Here is an 8528-nt window from a genome sequence, read left to right as displayed (position 1 = left end):
CAGAACATCGACAGGCATATCAGGCGTCGGCGGTTGGCCGGAATAAGCCCCTTCATCTTCACCTGCACCATCAGCGTCACCAGCCAGATGATACCGAAGGTCACGTGAAGACCGTGGGTGCCGACCAGGAAGAAGAAGGCCGAAAGGAAGCCACTGCGTTGCGGCGTGGCACCAAGATGGATCAGGTGTGCAAACTCGTAGAGTTCGATACCGAGGAAGGCCAGACCAAACAGTCCGGTCACACCCAGCCATGTCAGGGTCTGCCCGATCTTGCCCTTCATCATGGCCAGCATCGCAAAGCCATAGGTGATCGATGAGAACAGCAGCATGGCCGTGTTCACTGCGATCAGGTTCAGATCGAACAGGTCCTTCGGTGCCGGACCGGCGGCATAGTTGCCACCGATCACGGCATAGACCGCAAACAACATCGCAAAGATGAGGCAGTCGCTCATCAGATACATCCAGAAGCCTAGCGAGGTGCTGTGGCCTTCGGGAAGGTGCGGTTCGTGGACCGGATGCCACAGGGGTTTACCCTGTGCATCCACATAGTCGGGGTTGATGGGGGCGTGTGCAGCGCTCATCGGATCAGCCCTCCGCTTTCAGTTTGGCAAGGGCGTGGGTACGAGCATCCTCGGTCGCCACAACCTCTTCCACCGGGATGTAGTAGTCGCGGCGGTAGTTGAACGTATGGGCGATCGACACGGCGATGACAGCCACGAAGCTGGCAGCCGCCAACCACCAGATGTACCAGATCAGCGCCATGCCGCAGATGCCGCACAGGATCGAAATGATCAGGCCTGCGCCGGTATTGGACGGCATGTGGATGGCTTCGAAGCCCGAGGTCGGACGCTCATAGCCGCGCTTCTTCATATCGGCCCACGAATCCGTGTCGTGGATGATCGGGGTCTTGGCGAAGTTGTAGGCTGGCGGCGGCGAAGAGGTCGCCCATTCCAGCGTACGGCCATCCCACGGGTCACCGGACTCGTCACGCAACTTGTCGCGATTGATGATCGAAACGGCGAACTGGATCAGCATGGCCAGGATACCCACGGCGATGATGACAACGCCGACGGCAGCGATCACGAACCAGATATGGTAGGCCGGATCATCAAAGACGCGCATACGACGGGTCACGCCCATAAAGCCCAGTACATAGAGCGGGGCAAAGGCGACCCAGAAGCCGACAACCCAGCACCAGAAGCTGACCAGACCCCATTTGCGGTCCAGCTTGAAGCCGAAGGCCTTGGGCCACCAGTAGTTGATGGCGGCAAACAGGCCGAACAGCACGCCACCGATGATGACGTTGTGGAAGTGGGCGATCAGGAACAGCGAGTTGTGCAGCACGAAGTCGGCCGGCGGAACCGCCAGCATGACACCGGTCATACCGCCCAGCACGAAGGTCAGCATAAAGGCGATCAGCCACATCATCGGCAGCTCGAAACGGATGCGGCCGCGATACATGGTGAACAGCCAGTTGAATATCTTCGCCCCTGTCGGGATGGAGATAATCATCGTGGTGATGCCGAAGAACGAGTTCACCGACGCGCCCGAACCCATGGTGAAGAAGTGGTGCAGCCACACCAGATACGACAGCACAGTGATACACACGGTGGCGTACACCATCGAGGTATAGCCGAACAGGCGCTTGCTGGAGAAGGTCGAGGCGACTTCCGAGAACACGCCGAACAGCGGCAGGATCAGGATGTAGACCTCGGGGTGACCCCAGATCCAGATCAGGTTCACGTACATCATCGGGTTGCCGCCGAAGTCGTTCGTGAAGAAGTTGGTGCCGAGATAACGGTCAGCCGACAGAAGGGCCAGCGTGGCGGTCAGGATCGGGAAGGACGCCACGATCAGGACGTTGGCGCACAGCGAGGTCCAGGTGAAGACCGGCATCTTCATGATGCCCATACCCGGCGCGCGCATCTTCACGATGGTGGCGATCAGGTTGATCCCCGACAAGGTGGTACCGACACCGGCGATCTGCAGCGACCAGATATAATAGTCCATGCCGACGCCGGGGCTGTAGCCAATGCCCGACAGCGGCGGATAGGCCAGCCAGCCGGTACGGGCAAACTCGCCGACAAACAGCGAGGCCATGACCATGATGCCGCCCACCGTCGTCATCCAGAACGAGAAATTGTTCAGGAACGGGAAGGACACGTCACGCGCGCCGATCTGTAGCGGGACCAGATAGTTCATCAGGCCCGTAATCATCGGCATGGCCACAAAGAAGATCATGATCACGCCGTGGGCGGTAAAGATCTGGTCATAGTGGTGTGCGTTCAGATAGCCCTCGGAACCGCCAAAGGCCATCGCCTGTTGCAGGCGCATCATCAGGGCATCGGCAAAGCCGCGCAGGAACATGATCAAGCCGAGGATCATGTACATGATGCCGATCTTCTTGTGATCGACGGTCGTGAACCACTCTTTCCAGAGATAGCCCCACATCTTGTATTTGGTCAGCAGGGCCAGCACGCCCAGACCGCCCAGAACAACCACGGCAAAAGTGACGTGGACGATCGGGTCGGACGGGATGGCTGCCCAGCTCAGGCGCCCCAACAAGGGCGTAGTTTCTACGATTGCTTCAGAAGCCATGACGGGACTCAGGATTGCGAGGCAGGCGTCAGGGACGCTGCCACGGCAGGAAGGGTTTGCGGACCGGCCTGTGCGGCATTGACCGCAACCGCTTCGGGAACCTTGCCCGGTGCCACAAGCGCAGCGCCGGTGAGGCGGTTGAACGGATCGGCGCGCACAAGGGTCTGCGCATTTTGCTGGCGACGCAGATTGGCTTCGATGGCCGCACGTTCGGCCTGCAACGGGGTGCAGACCTGCATCACATAGCTTTCGCCACTGCCGAACACGGCATCGCCGCGACGGGCAAACTTGTCATAGACCAGCGGCCAGGTGTTGTTCACCGCCGCAACGCCCAGACCGCCCTTGCGATCGATATCCATCATCTCGCCCATGCACATCTTGCCCGGCGTGACGCACATATTGACCACCGCATCGAACAGCATGGTATCGACCTGGCTGTAATGGATGACCGGTACCTTCTCGGAAGGCTTTTCCAGTTCCAGATAGGTTTCGCGATCCAGTACCTGGCCTTCGGCGCGCACCTTGGCGACCCACTGGTCAAAACCGGCATCGTCTACGCCACGGGCGGCAAAACGCATGTGCGAGAAGCCGTCGCCCGAGAAGTTGGCCGAGAAGCCGACATAGTCGCCCGGACGGTTGATGACCGCGTGCAGCTTGGTCTCCATGCCCGGCATGGCATAGATCTGACCCGCCATAGCCGGAACATAGAAAGAGTTCATCACGCCGGTCGAAGTGATATGGAAGCGGATCGGACGATCCACCGGCGCGACCAGTTCATTGACCGTGGCAATGCCGTATTCCGGATAGATGAACAGCCATTTCCAGTCCATCGCCACTACTTCGACCTGCAGGGTCTTGTGGTCCTCGGTCACGGCCTGACTTTCGTCAATCCGGTCCAGTGGACGATAGGGGTCCAAAAGGTGGGTGCCGGTCCAGGTCACAGCGCCCAGACATATGATGATCAGCAGCGGAACCGCCCAGATCACCAGTTCAAGGTGGGTCGAGTGATCCCAGTCCGGATCATGTTCTTTTTCAACGGCCTTGTTCGAGGCGCGGTATTTCCACGCGAACCAGACGGTCAGCACCATAACAGGCACGATGACGATCAGCATCAACAGCACCGAGAAGACCAGAAGGTCGCGTTGCTGGATAGCGATGTCACCGGCGGGGGCCAGCACGACGGCTTCACAGCCGGCGAGGACCGCCATCAATGGCGCAAGGGCGAGCGGCCTCAGGCGGCGTGATGTCATCACGCGCCGGGCCAGACTAACGGGGTGATCGGGCACAGTTTCGGTCATTGCGCCTGCCCCGTAGCTCCGCAGTCAAATGTGCGACATTGGACAATCCGCCCTATCCCCCCAATCCTTTTGTCGGAGCAAAGGAGCGTTTCATTCATTCTAACAGTATGGGCGCTTAGACGCCCCGTCTCAGAGAACGGCATTTGTCATGAACGCTTCGGGCGCGCCTTCTTCCGAGTCCCTTGAAAGGGACGCCAGCCAGATCAACGCGCGGCATGGCAAAATCGACGCAGGTGAAATTGCAGTCGGCGTAATTTTGGGTCGAACTTCCGAGTTTTTCGACTTTTTCGTCTATGCCATCGCCTCCGTCATTGTCTTTCCGGCACTGATCTTCCCTTATGCCGGTGCGCTGGGCGGCACCTTGCTGTCCTTTGCTGTCTTCGCCGTGGCCTTTTTGGCCCGCCCGATCGGCTCGGCCCTGTTTATTGCCATCGACCGTAAGTTCGGGCGCGGCACCAAGCTGACCATTGCGCTTCTGCTTTTAGGTGCGTCGACGGTCTGCCTTGGCTTCCTGCCCAGCTTCCAGAGCGCCGGTCACTGGGCCGCCGTGATGTTGATCGTGCTGCGTATCGGTCAGGGTATCGCCCTTGGCGGGACGTGGGATGGCATGCCGTCGCTGCTGGCCATGTCGTCTCCGGCCGACAAAAAGGGCTGGTACGCCATGGTGCCGCAACTGGGTGCCCCGCTGGGCCTCATCGTGGCCAGCGCCCTGTTCGGCTATCTGGTCGCCAAGCTGGCCCCGCAGGACTTTTACAGCTGGGGCTGGCGCTATCCGTTCTTCGTGGCGTTTGCCATCAACGTCGTGGCCCTGTTCGCCCGTCTGCGTATCGTGGTGACCCCGACCTTCCAGTCGGCCTTCCACTCTTCGGAGCTGAAGCCGACCGCCATCGGTGCGACCATCAAGGAAGACGGCGCGGGCATTCTGGTCGGTGCCTTTGCACCGCTGGCCGCCTTTGCCATGTTCCACATGGTCACCGTCTATCCGCTGTCATGGGTCTATCTGTACACGGATGAAAGCCCTGCCCGCTTCCTGATGATCGAACTGGTCGGTGCCTGTTTCGGTGTCGCCGCGATCCTGCTCTCGGGCTGGCTGGCCGACCGCTATGGCCGTCGCAAACTGCTGGGCGCTTCCGTTGCGGCCATCGCCGTGTTCTCGGGCTTTGCGCCGCAACTGCTGGACGGCGGCGTGGCCGGTGAACTGGCCTATATGATTGTCGGCTTCATCCTGCTGGGTCTGGCCTTCGGGCAGGCTTCGGGCGTCATTGCTTCGGGCTTCAGCGCCCGCAACCGCTATACCGCCTCGGCCCTGACCTCCGATCTGGCCTGGCTGTTCGGTGCAGGCTTTGCGCCGCTGGCCGCCCTGTGGTTGTCGGCAAGCTTTGGCGCAGCGGCCGGTGGTCTTTACCTGCTGTCAGGTGCCCTGATCACGCTGCTGGCCCTGTGGCTGAACCGCAGTCTGGGTCTGGCCCGCGACTAGGCTGCTTAAAGGCTAAAACATTAAAGGGCGCATCCTTTGCGGGATGCGCCCTTTTTTGATGCCGTCCGTTTCGCAGAGCTGAAACTCAACCCTTGTGGCGGGCTGCAAAGCTCTGGAAGCTTTCAAGGAAACCGCTCAGGAATTTGGCGGTTTCCGGATTGGTAATCGCCCCCTGATCGTCAATCATATCGGGCTTGTACTGGATATAGGCCTCGATCTGGTTCATCTGGATCGTGTTCATAAACCCCAGAACCGGACGAAGCGCCGTCTGGGCGACCGCAGTCCCGATAGCCCCCGGCGAGGTGCCGATTACCGCCACCGGCTTGCCGTTAAAGCTGTTGGTGCCCCACGGACGACTGGCCCAGTCGAGGGCATTTTTCAGCCCGCCGGGGATGGAACGGTTATATTCCGGCGTGACGAGCAAGATGGCATCCGACGCTTCGATCTGCGCCTTCAAAGCCCGTCCTTCAGCCGGATAGTCTGAATCGTAGTCATAGGAATAAAGCGGCAAATCACCGATCGCGATCTCGCTGAAACTCATTCCCTCGGGAGCGAGCTTTTCCAGCGCACTGGCCAGTTTGCGGTTGATAGACGCCTTGGCGAGGCTGCCGATAATAATGCCGACCTTGATGGCAGTCATATGCGGGCTCCGGTTGGAATGGATATGCAGACTATCAATGCCTGCCCCTCCAAGCCGTTCCGAAAACCCGCGCTACGTCGTCTCTAGACCCGCACTTCGCGCCGGTCACGACCGGCCTCGCCAAACACACGCTGATAGCGTTCGATCTCGCGGATCTCGCCCGTCGCCTTGGCGCGGTTGTCGGACAGCTTGACCACCGGACGCCCCGCCGCCTGCGTCACCTTGCACACCAGCGAGATCGGTGACAATTCGGGGGCCTCTACCGGCGCACAGTCGCGGAAATCATTGGTCAGGTTGGTGCCCCAGCCAAAACTGGTCCGCACACGGCCTTTGAAATGGGCGTGGGCCTGTTCAATCGTATCGACATCCAGACCGTCAGCCAGAACCAGCAGCCTGTCTTTCGGATCGACGCCCTTGGACTTCCACCAGTCCATGATGATTTCGCCGCCTTCGATCGGCGGGGCGCTGTCAGGCCTGAACCCCTTCCAGTCCGCCAGCCATGCGGGCGCATCGGCCAGAAAAGCCTCGGTGCCGAAGGCATCGGGCAGCACCACCAGCAGATTGCCGTGATAGGTCTGGCGCCACTCCTCCAGCACCCGATAGGGGGCATCACGCAGGGCCTCATCATCATCACCCGCCATGGCCGCCACCACCATCGGCAGTTCGTGGCCGTTGGTGCCGATGGCCTCCATGTCGTTATTCATGGCCAAAAGCACATTGGAGGTGCCGATAAAGGCATCGCCCAAACCGGCTTTCATCGCCTCGACGCACCAGCCCTGCCACAGGAAGCCGTGACGACGGCGGGTGCCGAAATCCGAGATCGACAGGTTGTCCAGCTTGCGCAGGCGCTCGATCTTTTCCCACAGCTTGGTCTTGGCGCGCGAATAAAGAATATCCAGCTCGAAGCGGCCCAGACGGGCCAGCGCGCCACGCGCCCGAAGCTCGTTGATGATGGACAGGGCAGGGATTTCCCACAAGGTCACATCGGCCCAAGACCCGCTAAAGGTCAGGCGGTACTGCCCGTCTTCGGTTTTCGCCAGCTCATATTCCGGCAACTGATAGGTCGCCAGCCACGCCAGAAAATCGGGCGTGAAGATCTGCTTCACACCGTAAAACGTATTGCCGCCCAGCCAGATCAGTTCGCGATTGGTGAACCGCAAGGTGCGGGCATGATCCAGTTGCGCCCGCAGTTCGGTCTCGTCGATTTCCGCCGCCAGCTTGACCGAGGTTGAGCGGTTGATAACGCTGAACGTCACCGGCACGTCGCGGAAGCGACGCCAGATCAGTTGCAGCATCAACAGCTTGTAGAAATCCGTATCCAGCAGGCTGCGGACAATCGGGTCCAGTCGCCAACTATGGTCATAGGCACGTTTGGCCAGATCAACACTGGGCATGGACTAAAGGCTCTCCGGTGCGGGTGGCGCGTCTCCAGTCGTGATGACGCGTCCTTCCTTCTCCGGTTTGATATACGGTGCAGGTGTGGGTGTTGTCATGTTCCCGCGCATCAAAGAACGCCCTGCCGCCATACCACCGGCCAGTTGCAAGGCCAGTCGCTCGCGGTCACGGTGGCGCACCTCCTCGATCGTTTCCTCGATCTCGACATCGGGCACGTCCAGTTCGCGCAGCACCTGCGCACCAAAGGCCAGAGCCGATTCAAACGTCTCGCGGATTTCAAAATCGACGCCCGCCTGAATAAGCCGCAGCGAAGCCCCGCGATCAAAGGCCCGCGCATAGACTTTCACATTGGGGAATTCGTGCTTAAGCAACTGGACGATATGGTCTGTGGCCTCGGGGTTATCGATGCAGACCAGCACCGCCTCGGCCTTGGTCACACCCGAAGCACGCAAGGTGTCCAGCCGCGTACCGTCGCCATAATAAACCTTGAAGCCGAAGGTGGCGGCAGCCTGGATCATGTCGATGTCTTTTTCGATGATGCTGACATCCACACCGCGCGCCAGCAGCGGCTGTGACACCACCTGCGAAAAGCGGCCAAAGCCGATAATCAGCACACGCCCTTCCAGTTCGCTGGCCGCATCCACATCATCGACATCATCAATGCCGCGTTCTTTTTCCGGCGGCATCAGGCGCGACAGGGCCAAGGTGGTCAGCGGCGTCAACGCCATCGACAAAATGACAATGGCCGTCAGGGCCGCACTGGCCTGTGCGCCGATCACACCGGCTGTGGCCGCCGCGCTATAGAGGACAAAGGCGAACTCGCCGCCTTGCGCGAACAGGGCCGCCCGCTCGATCGCCTCGCGGTTCGAGGCCTTGAACACGCGGGCCACGACATAGATCACCAGCGCCTTGGCCAGCATGAAGGCGACCAGCCCTGCCAGCACCACCTTCCAGTCATTAACGACCACCGACAGGTCCAGCGCCATACCGACCGACAGGAAGAACAGCCCCAAAAGGATGGCGCGGAACGGCTCTACATCGGCCTCTAACTGATGCCGGAAAGTGGAATCCGACAACAGCACACCCGCAAGGAAGGCCCCCATGGCCATCGACAACCCGA

At 60.2% G+C, this 8528-nt stretch carries 7 protein-coding genes; 1 reads left to right on the top strand and 6 read right to left on the bottom strand.

Annotation, left to right across the window (positions count from 1 at the left end; all coding sequences use genetic code 11):
• From RSB01_RS12390 to cyoA, 3 genes are all read right to left on the bottom strand, one after another.
• Window positions 1–452: cytochrome c oxidase subunit 3 (locus RSB01_RS12390; RefSeq protein ID WP_332625569.1), on the bottom strand; the 452-nt coding region annotated here is incomplete at its 3' end.
• Window positions 453–585: 133 nt separating this feature from the next.
• Window positions 586–2598, bottom strand: coding sequence for a cytochrome o ubiquinol oxidase subunit I (cyoB, locus tag RSB01_RS12385; protein WP_332625568.1), 2013 nt, complete (start codon window positions 2596–2598; stop codon window positions 586–588).
• 8 nt (window positions 2599–2606) lie between these two features.
• A complete protein-coding gene (gene cyoA / locus RSB01_RS12380; protein WP_332620387.1) occupies window positions 2607–3896 on the bottom strand; it encodes a ubiquinol oxidase subunit II in 1290 nt (429 codons plus the stop codon).
• 148 nt (window positions 3897–4044) lie between these two features.
• On the opposite strand from cyoA, the gene RSB01_RS12375 reads away from it, so the two are divergent.
• Window positions 4045–5373 (top strand): MFS transporter, encoded by a 1329-nt coding sequence (locus tag RSB01_RS12375; protein WP_332591664.1) that lies wholly within the window; start codon window positions 4045–4047, stop codon window positions 5371–5373.
• An 85-nt stretch (window positions 5374–5458) separates the two neighbouring features.
• On the opposite strand, the gene RSB01_RS12370 is transcribed toward RSB01_RS12375, so the two are convergent.
• The 3 genes from RSB01_RS12370 to RSB01_RS12360 form a co-directional block, all read right to left on the bottom strand.
• A complete protein-coding gene (locus RSB01_RS12370) occupies window positions 5459–6013 on the bottom strand; it encodes an NADPH-dependent FMN reductase (protein ID WP_332591665.1) in 555 nt (184 codons plus the stop codon).
• An 83-nt stretch (window positions 6014–6096) separates the two neighbouring features.
• Window positions 6097–7407: a nicotinate phosphoribosyltransferase gene (gene pncB / locus RSB01_RS12365; RefSeq protein ID WP_332591666.1), complete on the bottom strand. Its 1311-nt coding sequence runs from the start codon at window positions 7405–7407 to the stop codon at window positions 6097–6099.
• A gap of 3 nt (window positions 7408–7410) precedes the next feature.
• On the bottom strand, window positions 7411–8528 hold a 1118-nt coding region (locus tag RSB01_RS12360; protein ID WP_332625567.1), incomplete at its 5' end, for a cation:proton antiporter.

Source organism: Brevundimonas sp., assembly GCF_036659295.1.
Lineage (GTDB): Bacteria > Pseudomonadota > Alphaproteobacteria > Caulobacterales > Caulobacteraceae > Brevundimonas.
The sequence above is the reverse complement of the archived record's forward strand: the minus strand, read 5'-3'. Positions and strand labels throughout refer to the sequence as shown.

Excerpts from the sequence above, each read along its gene's own strand:
- RSB01_RS12370 (WP_332591665.1), bottom strand. The coding sequence starts at position 6,013 with ATGACTGCCATCAAGGTCGGCATTATTATCGGCAGCCTCGCCAAGGCG.
- cyoA (WP_332620387.1), bottom strand. The coding sequence starts at position 3,896 with ATGACCGAAACTGTGCCCGATCACCCCGTTAGTCTGGCCCGGCGCGTG.
- cyoB (WP_332625568.1), bottom strand. The coding sequence starts at position 2,598 with ATGGCTTCTGAAGCAATCGTAGAAACTACGCCCTTGTTGGGGCGCCTG.
- pncB (WP_332591666.1), bottom strand. The coding sequence starts at position 7,407 with ATGCCCAGTGTTGATCTGGCCAAACGTGCCTATGACCATAGTTGGCGA.
- RSB01_RS12375 (WP_332591664.1), top strand. The coding sequence starts at position 4,045 with ATGAACGCTTCGGGCGCGCCTTCTTCCGAGTCCCTTGAAAGGGACGCC.